We start from the raw sequence: 19495 nt of genomic DNA on the forward strand, positions 1-19495 counted from the left end.
GCTGTCCACCAGGTGGAATATCATCCCCAAATCCACCGCCTCAGTGGCCAAGCAATAAAAAAAACGGACTGCGGCGCCTGCCCAGTCCGTTTTTTTGCGTTACCCCGAAGCTCATCCGCCGCGCTGGCCCAGCGTCAGCGCCACCACCCCCGCCACAATCAATGCCGCCGCGCCCAACATGGCGGTACTGACGGTTTCGCCCAGCACCAGGCAACCCAGCGTCAACGCCACCACCGGTGCGACAAAAGCAAAGGTGGATACCTTGGCCGGCGTGCTGACTTTAAGCAGCCAAAAATACACTGGATAGGTCAGCGCAGTCACCACTCCCACCAGATAGGCCAGCGCCAAGGCGCTATCGGTGCTGACTTCACGCCAGGCAAACGCCTGCCACTGGCCGCAAATCGCCGCCGCCGCCAGCAACACCACGCCAGCCAGCAGCATCTGCGCACTCATGCCCCACCACAGCTGGCTGTAGCCGCGTCCGGTGCGGCGAAACAAAAAGCTGCCGCACGCCCAGGCCAACTGCGCCAACGCCAGCACCGCCACCGCGCCCAGACGCTCGGGCTCGGCCAGCACGTCCATGCGGCTGCCCAACAAGGCCGCCATGCCCACCATGCTCACCCCCGGGCCAAACAGCGCCAGCGGGCTGGGCCGGCGCTCGCCGGGCAGCACGGCTTGCAAAATCACCGTCCACAACGGCAGGCTGGCGCACACCAGCGCCGCCAGGCCCGAAGGTAGATGCTGCACGCCATACACCATGGCGCCCTGGCCAATGGCCAGCATCAGCACGCCGCCAATCAGCGCCAGCCGGGCATCATGCCAGCCCAGACGCGCGCCGCCGGCACGGGCAACGGCCAGCACGGCAAACAACATGCCGGCCAGCAAAAAGCGCAAGCCGGCCAGCACCAGCGCCGGAAAACCTTGCAGCGCCAGATGGTTGGCCAGAAATGTGCTGCCCCAGCTCAGGTACAGCATGGCAAAGCCGGCAGCCACCGCCAGGGTGCGCGGCGACAATACTGGCAGCGGCCAGCGTGCGCCCAGGCGCAGGGTCAGGCTGTCAATCGACATGCGCTCAACTCCAAAGTATTCAGATCATGATGTGGGCCATGCTAGCCAAGATCATGAGCAGAACAATTTGAATTCAGCGTAGATTGATTTGCATGGGCTATTAATTGGTGCCGCTCACAGAATGCAGCCAAGCGGCCCTGGCGAGTCGGCAGTCACCATAGCCAGGGGGTTTTGTGAGCCACGCTTAGAGCCGCTAACAAAACCCCCTGGCGTTGTTGTGTGACCTTGTCGTACTGCTTGTACTGTCTGCGGTCACACGCCTAGCCAGGAACGCTTCGCTGGGTTTTGTTAGCGACTCTTAGCCCGCAGTCTGACGCACATCCTCAACGCCAGGGCATCACCGGCACCGACGAAATGCTATTGGCCGGCGCGCCTTCAATCACCTTACGGCTGATGGCCAGATACACCAGGGTGCGTCGTTTGGGATCCCACAGCCGGTTGACGCGGGTTTCCTTGAAGATCAGCGAAGTGCCTTCACTGAACACCGTTTCTTCTTTGGGCAGGTCGGCCGGCAAGGTAATCGGGCCGATCTGGCGGCAGGCGATGGAAAACTGCGAAGGGTCTTCCGCCACGCCCAGCGAGCCTTTGATGCCGCCAGTGCGCGCCTGGCTGATGTGGCAGGCCACGCCGGGCACTTTCGGGTCGTCAAACGCCGACACGCACACCCGGTGATTGGCTCCCAGCAGCTTCCAGGCAGTAGTGACGCAGCCGACTTCTTCGGCGGCGGCCATCAAGGGCGCCAGCGCGGCGCACACGACAACAGCACGAAACAGCATCGGGTTTCTCCTTCAATTTATTGAATCAATCATGGCGCTGCGGCTGGCCACACTCCGCGCGGCGCGCCTGGCCAAACATGTGCGGACAGTGCAAGTCTTGCCGCAGTGGGTTTTGTTCGCCGCTCTTAACCCGCCAGCGGACGAATGCCGGCTAAGGTGGCAAAACTCAGCTCGCGCACCGTCACCAAAAAATCTTCCAGATAAGCCAGCCCGGCGTCGTCGGCGCGGGTGGCGGCGTATAGCTCGCTGCGCAGGCCGTGCTCGCCAATCGGCAACGCCTGCACATAGCCGCGCTCCAGATAAGGCTTGACCGCCCAGAACGGCAGCGCCGCCACGCCGCGCCGGCTGGCCACCAGTTGCACCATGGCCACGGTCAGCTCGGTGGTGCGGCGCGGCGGGTTGACGCCGGCCGGGCGCAGCACCTGGCAGACCAGATCCAGCTTGTCGTCTGGCACCGGGTAGGTGATCAGGGTTTCGCGGGCAAAGTCGGCGGCGCTCAGCCAGGGTTTGCCGGCCAGCGGATGGTCGCGCGCCAGCACGGCCACCATTTCATAGCCAAACAGCGGGTGGTAGCGCACGGCGGCTTCGTCTTCTGGCGCCGACACCACCGCCAGGTCGGCACGGCGGCTGAGCAGCAGGCCCACCGGGTCGGCATGAAAGCCCGACACGATATCCAGCTCCACCTCGGGCCAGTGGCCACGAAAATCGTCCATCGCCGGCATCAGCCAGTCAAAACAGGTGTGGCATTCCACGGCAATGCGCAGCTGGCCGGCCTCGCCCTGGGCAATGCGCGCCAGCTCGCGTTCGGCCTGCTGCACCTGCGCCAGCACGCTGCGCGCCAGGGTGTGCAGCCGCTCGCCGGCGGCGGTGAGCGCCAGCGGCTGGCGGCGGCGATCCACCAGCGCGCAGCCGTAGTGGCTTTCCAGGGTTTTCAGCTGGTGCGACAGCGCCGACTGGGTGAGATTCAGCCGGCGGGCGGCGGCCGAGACATTGCCGCATTCGGCCAGCGCCAGCAGGGTGCGCAAGTGGCGCAGTTCAAGCAGGGAAGTCGCCATGGCGTTCTCTATGAATTCTGTTCATTGAATTCATCAAAATAATGAGTTTGTATCATACAACAACCTTCCGGCATCCTAGCGCCACTCAAATTTAGTTCATGGCGTAAAGGATAAACAATGATCAAGATTCATAACCTCGGCTTTCCGCGCATTGGCGCGCAGCGCGAACTGAAATTCGCCCTGGAGCGCCACTGGCGCGGCGAAGACAGCCTGGAGACGCTGGAGCACACCGCCCGCACACTGCGCCAGCGCCACTGGCTGACGCAAAAAGCCGCCGGGCTGGACTGGATCCCGGTGGGGGACTTTGCCTGCTACGACCATGTGCTGTCCACCCTGTTTCTGCTGGGCGCACTGCCCAGCCGCTTTGCCATCGACCCGGCGCAGGCCACCCTGGCCGACCAATTCACCCTGGCGCGCGGCAACGCCAGCCAGCCGGCGATGGAAATGACCAAGTGGTTTGACACCAATTACCACTATCTGGCCCCGGAATTTGACCGCCACACCACCTTTGCCGCCCAGCCGCGCTGGCTGCTGGAGCCGCTGGCCGAAGCGCGCGCGCTGGGCCTGGCCGCCAAGCCGGTGCTGCTTGGGCCGCTGTCCTTGCTGTGGCTGGGCAAAAGCAAGGACGGCGTGGACCGCCTGAGCCTGCTGCCGGCGCTGCTGAGCGCCTATGGCGAGCTGCTGAGCGCGCTGAGCATCCACGGCGTGGACTGGGTGCAGATCGACGAGCCGATTCTGGGCCTGGATTTGCCGGCCGACTGGCTGGCCGCCTACCAGCCGGCCTATACGCAACTGGCCGCGCAAGCGCCGCGCCTGCTGCTGGCCAGCTATTTTGCCAGCGTGCTGCCGCAGCGCGACTTGCTCAAACGCCTGCCGGTGGCCGGCGTGCATCTGGACGTGGTGCGCGCGCCCGAGCAATTGGCCGGCTTTGTCGCCGACTGGCCGCGTGAGCGGGTGCTGTCGCTGGGGGTGATCGACGGGCGCAATATCTGGCGCGCCGACCTGAACGCCCTGTTGACGCAACTGGCCCCGCTGGCGGCGCAATGGGGCGAACAGCTGTGGCTGGCGCCGTCGTGCTCGCTCTTGCATGTGCCGGTGGATCTGGCGCAGGAAACCGAGCTGGACGCCGAAGTCAAAACCTGGCTGGCTTTTGCCGTGCAAAAGCTCAACGAGCTGAAACTGCTGGCGCGCGGCCTGAACCACGGCGCCGACAGCATCGCCAACGAACTGGCCGCCTGCCGCCACGCCCACAACAGCCGCCGCACCAGCCCGCGCGTGGTCAACCCGGCGGTGCGCCAGCGCCTGGCCGATATTCGCCCTGGCGACGACCAGCGCCGCAGCGCTTACCCGCAACGTGCCCGCGCCCAGCATGACTGGCTGCAGCTGCCGCTGCTGCCCACCACGACGATTGGCTCTTTCCCGCAGACCGCCGACATCCGCGCCGCCCGCGCCGCCTGGCGCGCCGGCAAGCTGGACGCCGCCAGCTACGACGCCGCCATGCGCGCAGAAATCACCCTGGCGGTGCGCAAGCAGGAAGCCTTGGGCCTGGACGTGCTGGTGCACGGCGAGGCCGAGCGCAATGATATGGTGGAATACTTTGGTGAGCAGCTGGACGGCTTTGTCTTTACCCGCCACGGCTGGGTGCAAAGCTACGGCAGCCGCTGCGTCAAGCCGCCGGTCTTGTTTGGCGATGTGTCGCGTCCGCAGCCGATGACGGTGGCCTGGTCGGTGTTTGCCCAGTCGCTGACCGAGCGGCCGATGAAGGGCATGCTCACCGGCCCGGTGACCATTCTGCAATGGTCGTTTGTGCGTGACGACCTGGCCCGCGCCGAGGTGTGCCGGCAAATTGCCCTGGCCATCCGCGACGAGGTGCTGGATCTGGAAAACGCCGGCATCCGGGTGATCCAGATCGACGAACCGGCCTTCCGCGAAGGCCTGCCGCTCAAGCGCGCCGATTGGGACGCGTATCTGGACTGGGCCGGCCAGAGCTTTCGCTTGTCTGCCGCCGGGGTGGACGACGCCACGCAAATCCACACCCATATGTGTTATTCGGAGTTCAACGACATCCTGCCAGCCATCGCCGCGCTGGACGCCGACGTGATCACCATCGAAACCTCGCGCTCGGACATGGAGCTTCTGGACGCCTTTGCCGAATTTGCCTACCCCAATGAAATCGGCCCCGGCGTGTACGACATCCATTCGCCGCGCATCCCGGACAGCGCCGAGATGGTCAAGCTGCTGAACAAGGCGCTGGCGGTGATCCCGGCGCGCCGGCTGTGGGTCAACCCGGACTGCGGCCTGAAAACCCGCAACTGGGCAGAAACCGAAGCCGCGCTGACCAATATGCTGACGGCCACGCGACAACTGCGCGCACAGCTGGCGGCCACGGTGTAAGCGATCGTTTGGCCAGATAAAACACCAAGGGCCCACATGGTTTAACACCATGTGGGCCCTTGTGCTGAGCGATGTACGGAAGGGCATGCGTGGATCCATGCATGCGCTCCCTGCGGCGCTTAGGTCAGCGATTGGTAGGTAAAGTCACTGAGTGTCAGCACAGGTGTACCGACAATTTTCACAGCCAAATCAGCACTGGCGTTGAAGCTAGCGCCAGCGCTTTGGTCAAACACCAGATAGGTATCGCCAGAGAAGGTGAAGGTGCTCAATGCCGGCGCTGCGCTGGATGCGTTAGCCGCAGCAGCCTGATTTACCAGGCTGGCCAAGGTATCGCCGGCACTGGCTGTCAGCGTGTTCAATACGGTTGGCGTGGCGCTGCTGCGGCCAATGCTCAGCATGATTCTGTCTACACCATGCACAAAATCGGTGATGCTGATCTGATTGACGCCGGTCGTGTGGTCGCCCACCAGGCCGCGCGGCATCCAGAAGATGTCAAAACCCGCGCCGCCGGTCATCTGCACAGCGCCCGTCGAATTGAGGATGACACCCGCAGGCTGACTGTGGTTGACCGACAAGGTGTCGTTGCCATCACCGCCCAGCAGGGTGTCACTGCCACCATAGCCAATCAGGTAATCATTGCCGCCACGGCCTTCCAGCAGGTTGTTGCCGCTGTTGCCGTAGAGATAGTTGTTGAGTGCATTGCCATAGCCATCAATGTTGCCGGAGCCAACCAGGGTGAGGTTTTCGACGTAATAACCTTCCCCAACAAACGCCGAAACAGGGCTATTGCTGTCCAAGCTAAATGAAATATCTGTTTTAATAGTGTCTACACCCTCATTTGCCAGCTCAACAATGTAATGGTTCTGGTAGTCGTATTCACTGCCAACAAATACATAGACATCATCCCCACTCCCACCTTCCATGTGCCCGGTGAAGGCATGGCTAAAATCCATGACATCATTACCTTCTCCACCATACGCAGTCCCTGAATTCGCCATAAAAATGATTTTATCATTCCCCGCATCTCCATACACCTCAGGAAAAAACCCTTTTGTCATATCTAGAACAGTGATATGATCATCGCCATTGCCGCCATGCGTTTTCTTAACATTTTTAATCTGGATTGTATCATTACCATCTTGACCATCTAAGCTCGCTACTCCCTCAACAGCCATATAATTATCTGCACCATTTCCTACCAGATTTTCCCAGAGATACCCTTCCTTAGTTGTGATTAGCCTCTCCACATTTGACGGCAAAATATAACTAAACCCATTAGAGCTAAAATAAACCGTATCGTAACCCTCCAAATAATATTCCATAATGATATCAACCCCTCCCTGAATAGTATAAATATCATCCCCCGTACCACCAATCAAGGTATTGGCACCCCCACGGCCATCCAGGGAGTCATTGCCAGCCTCACCATAAAGCACATTATCACCATCATTGCCAATCAGCGTATTGCGTAAGGCATTGCCACGGCCAGTGGCATTACTGCTTCCTGAAAAAGTCAGATTTTCAAAGTTATCTGCCAAGGTAAAGCTAGCATCTGCAACAATGGTATCAGTGCCTTCATTGGCATTTTCAAAGACAGTATCCAGCCCAACCGTAATGTAATACGTGTCGTTACCGGCGCCGCCATGCAATTCATTTTCGTTTTGCTGGCCGTTCAGAATATCATTGCCATTGCCACCATACAAAGTGTCATTGCCCAGGCCACCGTACAATTGATCATTACCATCCAGGCCCGACAAGACATTATTGCCTGTATTGCCAATCATGCGATTACCCAACTGATTGCCCACGCCATTTAAATGGGCAGCGCCTTGCAGGGTCAGAAATTCAACCTCACCAGGCAGGGTATAGTTGCTGACCGTCGAGGTATACACAATATCCATTGTGCCCTCATTGGCATTTTCCACCACCACATCGCCGGCATCATCCACCACATAGGAGTCGTTGCCGTAACCACCAGCCATAAAATCAGCGCCCGTCCCACCATTCAGCGTATCGCCACCATCCCCGCCATACAGGCTGTCATTGCCACCATTGCCCAACAGGCTATCTGCACCATCAGCGCCAGAAATCAAATTAGCGTCATTGTTGCCGCTAATATTATTGGTCAGATTATTGCCAAAAATCTTGAATGCGCCTGGCGCTGTCAACGTGTAATTGGTGTCAGTAGCAGAAAAGGTGATCAAATTGCCATTAGTTGTAGCCATGAGATTATTCCTTGTAGCGTGAGAATATCAAACACTTATTAAGTATCAGAAGTCGATACCACAGAGTTTTTTTATGATATTCCATCTCCGCAGTACATAGCGCGTTTCTTGTTGTTTCTTGATAAAAATCAAAGCCGCACACGTAGTTTTACTTAGGAGAAATCACAAGGCGCTCAGTAAATATACTTAAAACCTTCCTACTGATACGGCTAATTAGGTAAATACACTTACCACCTCCAATATGTTATCGCCTCGCCAATGCAGCCTGTCTCAACATTCGACATAACTGGTTGCCATTTGATTAAATCTATCAAATTAGTATTTCAGACCAGGGTTGGCTTATTACAATTACCTTATATTTAATATATATAAATCATGTTATGCATCGCAGACAAAATGCACCTGGCGTTGCGGCGTGACCTTGCCATAATCCTTGTGCTGTCAGTGGTCGCATGCTTGGCCAGGGCTGCCATGCTGAGTTTTGCTTTTGACGCTAACCATTGTTTTTATTTGACTCACCCAGGCAGATCAATGTCGGCTTGCTCGCATGCACTGTTGCGTTTCAGGGCGGCTGGCCACTCGGAGGGCAACGCGGCTTGCCTTCTTGCATTTTTCCGCATGGTGTAAAATTGATGCTTTTAACATCTTTGAGGGTTTACATCATGGCATGCCCGCACTTTTCAGCCGATGAACACGCCGCCCTGCTGGCTCTCAAAGGCGTTGGCCCCACCGTGGTGCTGCGTCTGGAGCAACTGGGCATTCACAGCTTTGCCCAACTGGCGACAGAAGACGCCGACGTGCTCGCCCAACGTGTGGCCACCTTGGTGGGCGGCAGTTGCTGGCGCAACAGCCCGCAAGCCCGTGCGGCCCTGGCTGCCTGCATTGCCCAGGCCAAAACCGCCTGAACCCGCCAGCCACCGCCATCGCCACCCAACTGCGTGCGAAAACCTTGCCCCAAGCGCCGATTTCGCTTAAAACTGCCTGTTGCGACTCGGCGGGCTTGCCCGTCGTATTTTTACGCACGCTGTCATCGTTTCGTCATCATGGCAGCGCGCGCTGTCCGTATACTGTCAAAAAGGAATTGCGATGACCCGCATGGTGAACTGTATCAAGCTTGGCCGTGAAGCCGAGGGCCTGGATGTGCCGCCGATGCCCGGCGAACTGGGCAAAAAGTTGTACGACTCCGTCTCCAAGGAAGCCTGGCAGGCGTGGCTGAAGCTGCAAACCATGCTGATCAACGAAAACCGTCTCAACCTGGCCGACCCGCGCGCCCGGCAATACCTGACCCAGCAAATGCAAAACCATTTCTTTGGTTCGGGTTCGGAAATGCCCACGGGCTACGTGCCGCCCCAGGCCTGACGCCCGCACTGACCGCCCGGCGCCGCGCCGGGCGGACGGTCTGCCGGCCCTGCCGTTTTCTCTGACCGACCATTTCTGTATGACGACACCGCCACTACCGCTGCTGAACCGAGAACTGGGCCTGATTGAATTCAATCGCCGCGTGCTGGCGCAAGCCGAAGACACCGGCGTGCCGCTGCTGGAGCGGCTCAAGTTTCTCTGCATTGTCTCGTCCAACCTCGACGAGTTCTTCGAAGTCCGCGTCGCCTCGCTCAAAGAAGCGCAACGGCTGTCGCCCGGCCAGGCGCTGCCCGACGGCCTGCTGCCCAGCCAGGCGCTGGCCAAGGTCTCGCAGGCCGCGCATGGGCTGGTGGAGCGCCAATACTGGCTGATGCGCGAAGTGCTGTTCCCGGCGCTGGCCGAAGAAGGCATCCACTTTGTCCGCCGCGCCGAATGGACCGCCGAGATGCACGAATGGATTCACCAATACTTCCTGCGCGAAGTGATGCCGGTGCTCACCCCCATCGGCCTGGATCCATCCCACCCCTTCCCGCGTTTGCTGAACAAAAGCCTGAACTTCGCCATCGAGCTGGAAGGCCGCGATGCCTTTGGCCGCAGCTCTGGCATTGCCATCGTGCAGGCGCCGCGCATTCTGCCGCGCGTCATCAAGCTGCCCGAAGACATTGCCGGCAAGCCCAACTGCTTTATCTTCCTGTCGTCGATGCTGCACGCCCATATTGGCGAGCTGTTCTCCGGCATGGCGATCAAGGGCTTTTACCAGTTCCGCCTGACCCGCGACAGCGAGCTGACCGTCGAAGAAGACGAGCTGAAAAACCTGCGCACCGCCCTGCAAGGCGAGCTGCGCCATCGCCAGTACGGCGATGCGGTGCGGCTGGAAATCGCCGACAACTGCCCCGAGCACATGGAAGAATTCATGCTCGGCCAGTTTGGTCTGGAAAAAGCCGACGTCTATCGGGTGGAAGGCCCGGTCAACCTGGTGCGGCTGATGCAAGTGCCCGACCTGGTGAACCGCCCCGACCTGAAATACCGCCCCTTTGTGCCCGGCCTGCCGCTGCCACTGGCCAAAAAGAACGACCTGCTGGCCACCATCCGCAAAGGTGATGTGCTGCTGCACCATCCATACCAGTCGTTCCAGCCAGTGATTGACCTGCTGAACATCGCCGCCACCGACCCGCAAGTGGTGGCGATCAAGATGACGGTGTACCGCACCGGCACCGAGTCCGCCCTGATGGATTCGCTGCTGGCGGCGGCGCGCGCCGGCAAGCAAGTCACTGTGGTGGTCGAGCTGATGGCGCGCTTTGACGAAGAAGCCAATATCGGCTGGGCCTCGCGCCTGGAAGATGCGGGCGCGCATGTGGTGTACGGCGTGTACGGCTACAAGATTCACGCCAAGATGCTGATGGTGGTGCGCCGCGAAGACGGCCAGCTGCGCCGCTATGTGCATCTGGGCACCGGCAACTACCACCCGCGCACCGCGCGCATGTACACCGACTTTGGCCTGATGACCTGCAACGAGGAAATCGCCAGCGACGTCAACGACATCTTTGTGCAGATCACCGGCCTGGGCCGGGTGGGCGAGCTCAAGCACCTGCTGCAATCGCCGTTCTCGCTGCACAGCGGCATGCTGGCGGCAATCAGCCGCGAAGCCGAACACGCCCGCGCCGGCCGCTCGGCGGCGATCATCGCCAAGATGAACTCGCTGCTGGAGCCGCAAATCATCGCTGCGCTGTACGAGGCCTCGCAAGCCGGGGTGAAAATCCGCCTGATCATCCGTGGCGTATGCGCCTTGCGCCCTGGCGTGCCGGGGCTGTCGGACAATATCGAAGTGCGCTCGGTGGTGGGCCGTTTTCTGGAACATCCACGGGTGTTCTACTTCTATAACGACCGCCAGGAAGACCTTTACATCGCCAGCGCCGACTGGATGGGCCGCAACTTCTTCCGCCGCATCGAAACCTGCGTGCCGATCCGCGACACCAAGCTCAAGCGCCGGGTAATCAAAGAAGGCCTGCGCCCGTATCTGTTCGATAACGTCAACGCCTGGGAAATGCAGGGTGACGGCAGCTACAAGCGCAAGACGCAACGCGGCAAGCCGCGCAGCGCCCAGGCAATTTTGCTGGAAGAACTCAGCAGCCCGACGGTACGCTGACCCCCTTTGCGTTGATTTACCCCGCCCAAGCCCGCACGGCACACCGTGCGGGCTTTTGCATGCTGGCGTCACCAGTTGATACGCCCGCCTCTCTGCGCCATTGCCGCCACGCCCACACCATGCCCTTGTGATATTCCCGCCAGAAGCAGTGAAAAACTGAAAATTCCTGCGATTTCTGGCTGAAGTATGGTGAAAAACCCACGGGGCAAATTCTTATACTAGCCGCTTCCGTAGGGGAAGTTCCTGCGCGAAACACGCCCGCCCGGCCGCACCCTGGCATGGCGCGCGGCCTGATACAGCGTATCTGCTGCCACAAAAAACGGCGCCAGGCCCATCCAGCCTGAGCGCCATCACAATATAGGAGGAAACACCCCGTGCAAGATTCACAACAAAATCTGCATCGCGGTCTTGAGGAGAGGCATATCAATCTGATGGCGCTGGGCGCCGCCATCGGTGTGGGTCTGTTTCTGGGCTCGGCCAAGGCCATCCAGATGGCCGGGCCCGCCATCATGATTTCGTATGCCTTGGGCGGCTTTGCCATTTTCTTGATCATGCGTGCGCTGGGCGAAATGGCCATCCACGACCCGGTGGCAGGCTCGTTCAGCCGCTATGCTCAAAACTATCTGGGCCCGCTGGCCGGTTATCTGACTGGCTGGAATTACTGGTTCTTGTGGATTGTCACCTGCATGGCGGAAATCACCGCCGTGGGCGTATATATGGGCGTGTGGTTTCCGGGCGTGTCGTCCTGGGTCTGGGCGCTGTCGGCGCTGGTGATCATGGGCTCGGTCAATTTCATTGCCGTCAAGGCCTATGGGGAATTTGAATTTTGGTTTGCCTTGATCAAGATCGTCACCATTGTGCTGATGATTATCTCCAGCCTGGGCATGATTCTGTTTGGCTTTGGCAATGGCGGCGTGGCCACAGGCATCGCCCATTTGTGGCAGCACGGCGGCTTTATGCCCAATGGCGTGCAGGGCATTTTGATGTCGATGCAAATGGTGATGTTTGCCTATCTGGGCGTGGAGATGATCGGCCTGACCGCTGGCGAAGCAAAAAACCCGCGCAAGACGCTGGCGCGCGCGGTGGATTCGGTGTTCTGGCGCATTCTGATTTTTTATGTCGGCGCGCTGTTTGTGGTGATGTCGATCTACCCGTGGAATGAAATCGGCGCGCAGGGCAGCCCCTTCGTGATGACCTTCGAAAAAATGGGCATTCCGGCCGCCGCCGGGCTGATCAACTTTGTGGTGCTGACCGCCGCACTGTCGTCGTGCAATAGCGGCATCTTCAGCACCGGCCGCATGCTGTACAACCTGGCGCAGCAAGAGCAGGCGCTGCCCATGTTTGCCAAGGTGGGCAAGAACGGCGTGCCCAATGCTGCTGTGCTGATTTCAGTGGTGATGCTGCTGGGCGGCGTACTGCTCAACTATCTGGCCCCGGAAGAGGTATTCACCTGGCTGACGGCGATTTCCACCTTTGGCGCCATCTGGACCTGGGTGATCATCCTGCTGTCGCAGCTGAAGTTCCGCCAGACATTGTCCAGCAGCGAAGTGGCCGCGCTGGCCTGCCGCATGCCGTTCTTCCCGTATGGCTCGTATATTGCCCTGGCCTTCCTGGTGCTGGTGGTCGGTCTGATGGCGTATTTTCCGGATACCCGCATTGCCTTGCTGGTGGGGCCGGGCTGGTTGCTGCTGCTGATCGTGCTGTATTACGCACTGGGCTACCATCGCAAGCCGGTGAGCTTGCCGACGGCGCCAGCGGCGTCGCAAGCCTAAAGTCACCCCGCTCAGGAAAAAGCCCGCAGTTGCGGGCTTTTTTATCGACGCGTATCGGCAGGCGCAGGTTTACACCTCGCTCCATTGCCGCAGCAGATTGTGATACACCGACGTCAGGTTCACTGTCTCTTCGCTGTCGCCATGGCGCTGGCGCAGACTGGAAATCGCGCTGTCCATATCAAACAGCATAGCGCGGCGGTTGTCGTCGCGGATCATGCTTTGCGTCCAGAAAAACGACGCCAGCCGCGCGCCGGCGGTCACCGGCTCCACGCGGTGCACGCTGGTGGACGGATACAAAATCATATCGCCGGCCGGCAGCTTGACGGCGTGGCTGCCATAGGTGTCTTCCACGATCAGTTCGCCGCCCTGGTATTCGTCCGGGTCGGTGAAAAACAGCGTACAGGACACATCGGTGCGCAGCCATTGGCCGCTGAACGGATCGCTGCGCACGGCGTTGTCCACGTGATTGCCAAAAGTCATGCCGCCTTGATAGCAGTTGAACATCGGCGGAAAAATCCGGTTGGGCAGCGCCGCCGAGAAAAACAGCGCATTGCGGTTCAGCGCCACCAGCACCAGGCTGCCCAGCGCTTGAGCCTGTGGCGAGGTTTGCGCCAGTTGCAGATTGTGCTTGACCAGGGCGGATTGAGCGCCAGCGGTGGCCAGGCCGTCTTCCCACGGCGCTTCGGCCAGCAGTTGGCGCGCCTGGCGCAGTTCGTCGTGGGTGAGGACGTTGGGAATGTGCAGCAGCATGGTGGGCCTCGCAACGGCGGATGACGAAAAGAAGGTGGCTTGCCCAAGCCGCCCGCAGGGGGTAAGAGCCGCTCACAAAACTCAGCGCAGCGGTCCTGGCTAGGCGTGCGACCGCAGACAGTACGGGGTAGTACGGCAAGGTCGCGCAACGACGCCAGGAGCGTTTTGTGAGCGGCGCTTAGGGCCGCTTGGGCAAGCCGCCCCGGATGGGGCGGCAAAAGCAACAGCTTAGTACTTGTACGACACGGTCAGTTGCGCCTCACGTGGCGGGGCGACGTTGGCGTGGCCGCTGTATTGGCCGTCGTAGTACTTCTTGTTGGTCAGGTTGTTGATATTCAGCTTCACCGCGTAGTTGCGGGTGTCGTAAGCCAGCATGGCGTCCAGACGGGTGTAGGCCGGCAGGTAGTTGGTGCGCGTCTGGTTGGCGTTGCCGTCGCTGGCGTAGGTTTTGCCCACGTAGTAGGCGCCCAGGCCGGCGGTGACGGTGTCGGTCACCTTGTAGGTGGTCCACAGATTGAAGGTTTTCTTCGGGGTGTACTTGGGCACCGCGCCATTATTGGCGCTGGTGTTGTAACCCTGGTCAATCTTCGGATCCATCAGCGAGGCACCGGCAAACACCGACCATTGCGCAGTGATGCGACCCGCGGCTTCAAATTCAATGCCGTTGGTGTGGCGCTTGGTGTACAGCACCGAGACATCCGGCACCAGCGGGTCGGTGTTGCGCTCGTTCAGCTTGACGGTGCGGAACAGCGCAGTGCGCAGGCTCAGGTCGCCGTCCAGCAAGTCCCATTTGGCGCCGATTTCGTAGTGCTGATTGCGCTCGGGCTTGACGTCTTCACCAGGTTTGTCCAGCGCATAGGTTTCGCCCGACGGGTTCATCAGCGTGCTGTAGCCGGCGTAGTAGCTTTGTGTATCGGTCGGCTGCCAGATCAGGCCGGTGCGATAGCTCATGCCCTTGTCTTCACGCTTGGTGCGGCCAGTCACCGCGCCGGTAGTGGCGTTATACGTGGTGTACGTGCCTTCCAGGCGGTCCAGGCGCAGGCCGGCCATCACTTTCCATTGTGGGGTCAGCTCGATGGTGTCGGTGGCGTACAGCGCCAGGTTGTTACTGTGGTATTCATTGCTTGGGCGCACCGCCAGCGAGCCTTTCCAGCCGCTGGTGGTCGGATTGCCCACTGTCATATTCGGCACGCTGCCATTCATCACGACCGTGGTGGCGTGCTGGGTGTCGTGGGTGAATTCCAGGCCGGCCAGCAGGTTGTGACGCAAGGCGCCAGTGTTGAGCTTGCCGGTGTAGTCCAGCGACAGGGCAGTGGTTTCGTTCAGCGAGCCGCGCAGCTTGGGGCCGGGGGCAATCTGGGTGTTGTCGGTTACCGGCACGCCAGCGCTCACCCCCACCAGACGCGGCGCGGTGACCAGCACCATGCGGTCGTAGCGGCCGTGGCGCAGTTGGGCGTTGAGCTCGTTCTGGCTGTCCAGCTTGTGGGTCAGCCGCGCGGTGGTGATGTCGGTGGTGATGTCCTCCATATTGAGGCCATCCACGCCGTAGTAACGCGAACGCGGCACATCCAGCGGTTTGAGGGTGTTCGGGTCGTAGGGCACGCCCAGGTCAGGGCGGTTTTTTTCGGTCAGGTGATGGTGCGACAGCACAATGGTGGTGGGCTCGCCCAGACCAAAAGCCACCGACGGCGCCACGCCCCAGCGCTTGGATTGTGATTTGCCATTGGGCGAGCCGTCTTCGGTGCCCATCACGTTCAAGCGCACGGCGGTGGTGTCGGAGTAGGGTTTGTTCACGTCCAGGGTGATGCGTTGGTAGTCATTGCTGCCAATGGTCAGGTCGGCGCCCAGCAGCTCGCCGGCAAACGGCGCCTTGCTGACTTGGTTGATCACCCCGCCAGTCGAGCCCCGGCCAAACAGCATCGAGCTGGCGCCCTTGAGCACTTCGATTTTTTCGTCGTTGAACGGGTCGCGGTTGTACTGCGCCACGTCGCGCTGGCCGTCGCGATACATATCATTAAAAGCGGCAAAACCGCGCAAAATCACCTGGTCACCGCTGCGGCCGCCTTCGCCGGCGGCAAAGGTGATGCCGGAGACGTTCTTCAGCACGTCTTTCAGATTGGCCGCGCCCTGCTCGGCCATCAGATCATGGGTCACCACACTCACCGCCTGCGGCACATCCTTGAGCTCCTGCTTCATGCGGCCCAGGCGCGTGGTTTCTGCCTTGTAGCCCTGCACGCGCTCGCCTTGGGTGCCGATGACTTTTACCGGCGCCAGGGTTTTGGCGGCTTCTTTGTTGTCGGCATCCGCCTTGGCCGGCTCGGCGGCGTAGGCCAGGGCCGGGCTCAGCGCCACAGCCAGCATACCGGCAGCCAGACAGTGTGGGCGTTTGGCGTGACGCACGCCAGGGTTGGCAAGCAGGGGTTTTCTCATGGTGTGATTCCCATTCTCGTTATGAAGTCAAAAAAAATCGGCGCGCCGATCCACACGCCGGCAAGCGGTCGGCGTGTGGCGTTCGGGCCGCCGTCTGGCGGAAGGGTTTGGGTTACTTGGCTTCGGTGACAAAGCCAATCTTGGCCACGCCATTGCCCTGGGCAGCGGCCATGGCGCGGGCCACGGCGTCGTAGCGGGCCTCGCGGTCGGCGCGCAAATGCAGCTCGACCAGCGGATTGGCCTGGGTGGCGGCGGCAAAGCGCGCCGGCAAATCGTCTTGCGCCACCGGCTGATCGTTCCAGAACAGCTCGCCCTGGGCGTTGATCGCCAGGCGGATGGCTTCTGGTTTTTCTTCGTGTGCGCTGGCCGCCGCCTTGGGCAGGTCCACCTTCACCGCGTGGGTGAGCAGCGGCGCGGTGATGATGAACACCACCAGCAGCACCAGCATCACATCCACCAGCGGCGTGGTGTTGATTTCCGCCATCGGCGCATTGCTTCCCTTGTCAAAGCTCCCGAACGCCATGCTGGCCTCCTGCGGCAATCAGTTGCGCGTGAAAATCATGGGCAAAGCCGTCCATTTCCTGGCTGTCCACCCGGTTGACGCGGGTGAAGGCGTTGTAAGCCACCACGGCCGGAATCGCCGCCGCCAGGCCGGCGGCGGTGGCCACCAGCGCCTCGCCAATCGGGCCGGACACCGCCGCCAGGGTGATTTGCCCGGCCGCACCAATGCCCACCAGCGCGTGATAAATGCCCCACACCGTGCCAAACAGGCCAACAAACGGCGCCACCGACCCCACGGTGGCCAGCCAGGTCAGGCCGGATTCCAGCCGGGCGGTTTCTCGCGCCAGCGCCATGCGGATGGTGCGCACCAAAAATTCGTCAATGCCGCAGGCCTGGCCCAGCGCGTGGTTCTGGTTGCGGCGATAGTGGCCCAGGCCATCCAGGCCGGCGCGGGCAATGCGCGCCAGCGGCGCGTCGTGCTGTTCGGCCAGACGGGCGGCGGCGTCCAGATCCGGCGCATCCCAGAAGGCCTGTGACAGCTGCTGATTGGCTTGGCGCACGCTCCAGCGCGACAGGCTGCGGCGCAAAATCAGCCACCAGCTGGTCACCGACATCGCCAGCAAGAGCAGAAACACACTCATCAGCACGCCATCCCCTTGGCGAAATACCAGACTCAGATCCATGGCTTACTTATCCTTGTTGTTGCTTGATTTGAAAATTGATGGGCACCAGCACCACGCCGGCCACCGCCTCGCTGCCGCGTCGCGCCGGGGTAAAGCGCCAGCGCTTGACCGCCGACAGCGCCGCCCGATCCAGCCGGCCGTAGCCGCTGCTGCGGCTGATCTCGACTGAAGTGGGCTGGCCTTCGGCGCTGACCGCCACCCGCAGCAGCACATTGCCGCTTTCGCCCAGCTCCAGCGAGGCGGCCGGGTAGGCCGGCTCGGGGTTGGACAAATACGCCGCCGAGAACGATGGCGGGGTTTCCTTGGCCGGGCCGGGCTCACCCGTGGTGGCCGTGGGTTTGGCGGCGGGCGCGGGCGGCGTGGGGTCGGCGTCTTTGCTGGCGCTGGGGCCTTGCGCCAGAGGTGAGGCGCTGGGCGTCAGCGGCGCGCTCACCGGGCGTGGCTTGGGCGCCGCCGCCTGGCGTTTGACCGGCTCTGGCTTGGCTTGCAGCTGAGTGGGCTTGGGCTCGGGCGCAGGCGGCGTGGGCGCCGCCTCAGGTGCCAGGGCGACCACTTCGGTGATCAGCGGCGTGGGCGGCGTCACCGGCGCGCCGGCGCTGGCTTGCAAAGCCAACAGCAGCAGCGCGTGCAAACCCAGCGCACCCAGCCAGGGAGAAAGAGGATGTTCACGTAACATGCCCGTATGTTAACGAGAAACAATGTTATTTTCAATCTCATTACGTGTCTTTACCTAGGTCGTATGTGCATTTGCACAAAAACTCTACAAAAACCGGGGGAAGCTACGGATGATTGCGGTTGGCTTACCGCAGACAGGTGTGTTCTCGTGCGTATGGATATTGCACCGCAATAAAACTTCAGAGGCGCTAGGCCGCTTTGAGACGCGCAACGGCGGACTATCCGCTGCGCTTGGCTGGCTTTTTGCTCACGCCAAGATGCCGCTGCCACCAGCGGCGCGATGTTCGCCACATGATGCCGTAGGGCACGGGCCCAGAAAAATAAGCATAAGGGTCAGACCACAATGGCCAGCGTCTGCGCCACTGTGCAAATAGCTGGATGCGCCAGGTGTTCACCTGGCCATGCAGCAGCAGGCTGTCCGGTTGCTCCAGCTCTAGCATGTCCTGCTCAAGCAACAGGCAGTTGAATAGCACCACCCGCTCCAGCAAGTGATACTGGCCATCCAGCAGCGACAAGGTTAGCCACGATTCAAAATCGCCACTCTCGGTGATGCACAGATAATGGCGCTCGGTGCGCAGCACAGCCTTCAGCCGCTCGCCCACCACCTGGCAATTCAGCCACTCGCCGTCACGCAGCAGCCACAGCCGTTCTGGTGTGCTGGGTGCGGCGGGGGGCGACAGCCAACTGAGTGGACCATGCTCGTTCACTTGGGTCAGGTCTGGCTGGTCGGTCAGGACGGGCTGAGCAGAGAAGTCCGAGCTAAATGCAATCATGAGGATTTCACCAAAATGTGCTCACGCCAAATGCCGCCAGCGTACCCGCCACGAAGGCGCCAAGGGTGACACACACCGGGGCACCGGGCCCACAGGCCAGTCCGGCCAGCGCCCCACCGGCCATACTGCCGCCAATTACTGGCGGCGGTGACAGCCACTTCACGTTTGGCCACATCAAGCTTATCTGCGGCTGTGGCTATTTCATAAACAGAAACAGCCAGCGACAGCACAATCAAGCCGCCTCCCGCCCGTGAACGCAGTGCCACGCGCCGACTGACATCCGGATTGGATTTGCCGGCCGATTCTACGATGGCGGCGTACACCTTGTTTTGCTGGCTGGCCGTCAACTGATCAAAGCGCGCACCAGCTTGCACTTCTGCCGCTTTCTTGTCGAGCAATTGATTGAAGGTTTTGCCGCTGGCTTTCATTCGCTGTGCCTGGGCCAGCCCGATCGGACTGGTGATGCTGCGCAGTTTTTCCATCACCTGATTGCGCACTTGCGTGGCTTCCTGCGCTGCCTGTGTCCAGGTGATTTCTCCTCTGGCCGCTTTCTGGGCCAGTTCATTGGCCATTTCTCGGATTTTTGATGAATACAAGGAGCGCACATAGCCATCCTGGATGATCATCAGCGCAGCGGCGGAAATCTCGGATTCAATGGTTTGGATCAGGAATTCAAACTGCTGTTGGGTCTGGACTTCCGGATACATGCAGCCTCCTGGGGGTATGGACATGGCCTGAAATGCAGAATTCATCATGCATGCCAATGGCAATAAAGTCCATGCGTATCTTCCCGTATGCTGCGCCTTATGATTTCATTGCTCTCCCTTCCTGTGCTGGCGGCATTGGGCAAACGCGGCCGTTGCAGCAGCGCGCCGTCAAGCACGCTGC

Annotated in this window: 16 protein-coding genes; 5 read left to right on the plus strand and 11 right to left on the minus strand. The window is 60.7% G+C overall.

Annotated features, from left to right (window positions below):
• Positions 1–111 precede the first annotated feature (111 nt).
• The 3 genes from DFR34_RS07225 to DFR34_RS07235 all read right to left on the minus strand — a co-directional run bounded on the left by DFR34_RS07225 (position 112) and on the right by DFR34_RS07235 (position 2899).
• A complete protein-coding gene (locus DFR34_RS07225; RefSeq protein WP_110390490.1) occupies positions 112–1068 on the minus strand; it encodes an EamA family transporter in 957 nt (318 codons plus the stop codon).
• Positions 1069–1391: 323 nt separating this feature from the next.
• The gene (locus tag DFR34_RS07230) at positions 1392–1844 is read right to left on the minus strand and encodes a CreA family protein (RefSeq protein ID WP_110390491.1); all 453 of its coding nucleotides are present in this window, start codon (positions 1842–1844) and stop codon (positions 1392–1394) included.
• 125 nt (positions 1845–1969) lie between these two features.
• Positions 1970–2899, minus strand: coding sequence for a LysR family transcriptional regulator (locus DFR34_RS07235; RefSeq protein WP_110390492.1), 930 nt, complete (start codon positions 2897–2899; stop codon positions 1970–1972).
• A 117-nt stretch (positions 2900–3016) separates the two neighbouring features.
• On the opposite strand from DFR34_RS07235, the gene metE reads away from it, so the two are divergent.
• Positions 3017–5293: a 5-methyltetrahydropteroyltriglutamate--homocysteine S-methyltransferase gene (gene metE / locus DFR34_RS07240; RefSeq protein ID WP_110390493.1), complete on the plus strand. Its 2277-nt coding sequence runs from the start codon at positions 3017–3019 to the stop codon at positions 5291–5293.
• Positions 5294–5412: 119 nt separating this feature from the next.
• Here the strand turns inward: metE and DFR34_RS07245 are convergent, their stop codons facing one another.
• Positions 5413–7518: a calcium-binding protein gene (locus DFR34_RS07245; protein WP_110390494.1), complete on the minus strand. Its 2106-nt coding sequence runs from the start codon at positions 7516–7518 to the stop codon at positions 5413–5415.
• 662 nt (positions 7519–8180) lie between these two features.
• On the opposite strand from DFR34_RS07245, the gene DFR34_RS07255 reads away from it, so the two are divergent.
• From DFR34_RS07255 to DFR34_RS07270, 4 genes are all read left to right on the plus strand, one after another.
• A complete protein-coding gene (locus DFR34_RS07255; protein ID WP_110390496.1) occupies positions 8181–8423 on the plus strand; it encodes a helix-hairpin-helix domain-containing protein in 243 nt (80 codons plus the stop codon).
• 181 nt (positions 8424–8604) lie between these two features.
• Positions 8605–8877 (plus strand): oxidative damage protection protein, encoded by a 273-nt coding sequence (locus tag DFR34_RS07260; RefSeq protein ID WP_110390497.1) that lies wholly within the window; start codon positions 8605–8607, stop codon positions 8875–8877.
• 79 nt (positions 8878–8956) lie between these two features.
• Positions 8957–11023 (plus strand): polyphosphate kinase 1, encoded by a 2067-nt coding sequence (ppk1, locus tag DFR34_RS07265; protein WP_110390498.1) that lies wholly within the window; start codon positions 8957–8959, stop codon positions 11021–11023.
• 374 nt (positions 11024–11397) lie between these two features.
• Positions 11398–12795: an amino acid permease gene (locus DFR34_RS07270; protein WP_110390499.1), complete on the plus strand. Its 1398-nt coding sequence runs from the start codon at positions 11398–11400 to the stop codon at positions 12793–12795.
• Positions 12796–12864: 69 nt separating this feature from the next.
• On the opposite strand, the gene DFR34_RS07275 is transcribed toward DFR34_RS07270, so the two are convergent.
• The 7 genes from DFR34_RS07275 to DFR34_RS07305 all read right to left on the minus strand — a co-directional run bounded on the left by DFR34_RS07275 (position 12865) and on the right by DFR34_RS07305 (position 19314).
• On the minus strand, positions 12865–13545 hold the full coding sequence (locus DFR34_RS07275) for a Fe2+-dependent dioxygenase (RefSeq protein ID WP_110390500.1): 681 nt from the start codon (positions 13543–13545) through the stop codon (positions 12865–12867).
• A 228-nt stretch (positions 13546–13773) separates the two neighbouring features.
• Entirely contained in the window at positions 13774–15975 is a 2202-nt protein-coding gene (locus tag DFR34_RS07280; RefSeq protein ID WP_110390501.1) for a TonB-dependent receptor, read from the minus strand.
• A 112-nt stretch (positions 15976–16087) separates the two neighbouring features.
• Entirely contained in the window at positions 16088–16498 is a 411-nt protein-coding gene (locus DFR34_RS07285; RefSeq protein WP_110390502.1) for an ExbD/TolR family protein, read from the minus strand.
• A complete protein-coding gene (locus DFR34_RS07290; RefSeq protein ID WP_110390503.1) occupies positions 16479–17159 on the minus strand; it encodes a MotA/TolQ/ExbB proton channel family protein in 681 nt (226 codons plus the stop codon). Before DFR34_RS07290 ends, DFR34_RS07285 begins: the two co-directional genes overlap by 20 nt.
• Positions 17160–17166: 7 nt before the next feature.
• On the minus strand, positions 17167–17835 hold the full coding sequence (locus DFR34_RS07295; protein WP_110390504.1) for an energy transducer TonB: 669 nt from the start codon (positions 17833–17835) through the stop codon (positions 17167–17169).
• Positions 17836–18052: 217 nt separating this feature from the next.
• The gene (locus DFR34_RS07300) at positions 18053–18607 is read right to left on the minus strand and encodes a hypothetical protein (RefSeq protein ID WP_110390505.1); all 555 of its coding nucleotides are present in this window, start codon (positions 18605–18607) and stop codon (positions 18053–18055) included.
• On the minus strand, positions 18604–19314 hold the full coding sequence (locus DFR34_RS07305; protein ID WP_211309326.1) for a hypothetical protein: 711 nt from the start codon (positions 19312–19314) through the stop codon (positions 18604–18606). The genes DFR34_RS07300 and DFR34_RS07305 overlap by 4 nt, the downstream gene beginning before the upstream one ends.
• Positions 19315–19495 lie beyond the last annotated feature (181 nt).

The sequence above is a fragment of the Rivihabitans pingtungensis genome, assembly GCF_003201855.1.
In the GTDB taxonomy this organism is placed as follows: Bacteria; Pseudomonadota; Gammaproteobacteria; order Burkholderiales; family Aquaspirillaceae; genus Rivihabitans; species Rivihabitans pingtungensis.

Bases quoted from the DNA above. Each gene is read 5' to 3' on its own strand.
- DFR34_RS07235 (WP_110390492.1), bottom strand. From the start codon at position 2,899: ATGGCGACTTCCCTGCTTGAACTGCGCCACTTGCGCACCCTGCTGGCG.
- metE (WP_110390493.1), top strand. From the start codon at position 3,017: ATGATCAAGATTCATAACCTCGGCTTTCCGCGCATTGGCGCGCAGCGC.
- DFR34_RS07245 (WP_110390494.1), bottom strand. From the start codon at position 7,518: ATGGCTACAACTAATGGCAATTTGATCACCTTTTCTGCTACTGACACC.
- DFR34_RS07260 (WP_110390497.1), top strand. From the start codon at position 8,605: ATGACCCGCATGGTGAACTGTATCAAGCTTGGCCGTGAAGCCGAGGGC.
- DFR34_RS07300 (WP_110390505.1), bottom strand. From the start codon at position 18,607: ATGATTGCATTTAGCTCGGACTTCTCTGCTCAGCCCGTCCTGACCGAC.
- DFR34_RS07290 (WP_110390503.1), bottom strand. From the start codon at position 17,159: ATGGATCTGAGTCTGGTATTTCGCCAAGGGGATGGCGTGCTGATGAGT.
- DFR34_RS07280 (WP_110390501.1), bottom strand. From the start codon at position 15,975: ATGAGAAAACCCCTGCTTGCCAACCCTGGCGTGCGTCACGCCAAACGC.
- DFR34_RS07225 (WP_110390490.1), bottom strand. From the start codon at position 1,068: ATGTCGATTGACAGCCTGACCCTGCGCCTGGGCGCACGCTGGCCGCTG.
- DFR34_RS07230 (WP_110390491.1), bottom strand. From the start codon at position 1,844: ATGCTGTTTCGTGCTGTTGTCGTGTGCGCCGCGCTGGCGCCCTTGATG.
- DFR34_RS07255 (WP_110390496.1), top strand. From the start codon at position 8,181: ATGGCATGCCCGCACTTTTCAGCCGATGAACACGCCGCCCTGCTGGCT.
- DFR34_RS07305 (WP_211309326.1), bottom strand. From the start codon at position 19,314: ATGTATCCGGAAGTCCAGACCCAACAGCAGTTTGAATTCCTGATCCAA.
- ppk1 (WP_110390498.1), top strand. From the start codon at position 8,957: ATGACGACACCGCCACTACCGCTGCTGAACCGAGAACTGGGCCTGATT.
- DFR34_RS07295 (WP_110390504.1), bottom strand. From the start codon at position 17,835: ATGTTACGTGAACATCCTCTTTCTCCCTGGCTGGGTGCGCTGGGTTTG.
- DFR34_RS07285 (WP_110390502.1), bottom strand. From the start codon at position 16,498: ATGGCGTTCGGGAGCTTTGACAAGGGAAGCAATGCGCCGATGGCGGAA.
- DFR34_RS07275 (WP_110390500.1), bottom strand. From the start codon at position 13,545: ATGCTGCTGCACATTCCCAACGTCCTCACCCACGACGAACTGCGCCAG.